The sequence below is a fragment of the Streptomyces sp. NPDC127177 genome (genome assembly GCF_042672475.1).
Taxonomy (GTDB): domain Bacteria; phylum Actinomycetota; class Actinomycetes; order Streptomycetales; family Streptomycetaceae; genus Streptomyces.
In genome coordinates this window covers 1-1,080 of the sequence record NZ_JBHXUW010000134.1, presented here as the reverse complement: position 1 = coordinate 1,080, position 1,080 = coordinate 1, and the positions used below count along the sequence as shown (strand labels likewise).

Genomic DNA, 1,080 nt, shown 5'->3' with positions numbered 1-1,080 from the left:
TGTATTGATCACGAGCGTTGTTGACACTTGGTAGGTCTTGAACATCACGAAGACCTCCGATGTGGTGGAGCTGTCTAGGACTGCACCACACGGAGGTCTTCGTGTCCCACCGTAATGCCCGGCTGACTGTTCATGGCAGGCGGATCCTGGTCGAACGAGTCCTCGCGGGCCGTCCGGTCGCTCACGTCGCCGCAGAGATGGGCATATCGCGGCCCACCGCCCATAAGTGGGTCCGCCGCTGGCGGGCCGAGGGCGAGGCCGGTCTTCACGACCGCTCCAGCCGGCCTCGCACGACGCCTCACCGCACCGCCCCCGGGACGGAAGCCGCCGTCTGCGATCTGAGGCAGGCACGCAAACTCGGACCGGCCCGCATCGGCCCGATCCTGGGGCTGCCCGCCTCCACGGTCCACCGGATCCTCGCCCGCCACAGCCTGAACCGACTGTCCTGGCTGGACCGCCCGACCGGCGAGCCGATCCGCCGCTACGAACACAGCCGACCCGGCGAGCTGGTCCACGTCGACATCAAGAAACTCGGCAACATCCCCGACGGCGGCGGCTGGCGCACCGTCGGCAGAGCAGTCGGCGACCACAACCGGCAGGCCACCACCGACAAGCGCAAGAGCTGCAAACCAATGATCGGCTACAGCTACATCCACTCCGCCGTCGACGACCACTCCCGCCTCGCCTACAGCGAGGTCCTGGCCAACGAGAAGCAGGAGACCGCTGCCGCCTTCTGGCAGCGGGCCCAGGCATTCTTCACCGCCCACGGCATCACCGTCGAACGTGTCCTGACCGACAACGGCTCCTGCTACAAATCCAGGCTCTTCACCCAGACCCTGGCCACGGCCGGCATTACCCATAAGAAAATCAGGCCCTACCGGCCGCAGACCAACGGCAAGGTCGAACGCTTCAACCGCACCCTGCTCGAGGAGTGGGCCTACCTGCGGCCCTACACCACCAACACCGAGCGAACCCAAGCCCTGACAGACTTCCTCCACACCTACAACCACCACCGCTGCCACACCGCACTCAACGGACACCCGCCCATCCACCGCGTGAACAACGCTGCGGGTCAATACA

At 65.8% G+C, this 1,080-nt stretch carries 1 protein-coding gene; it reads left to right on the top strand.

Going from position 1 to position 1,080, the window contains the following annotated elements:
* Nucleotides 1–101: 101 nt before the first annotated feature.
* Nucleotides 102–1,080 (top strand): IS481 family transposase (locus tag ACFVJX_RS36015; RefSeq protein ID WP_384136918.1); only part of this gene is annotated, 979 nt, incomplete at its 3' end.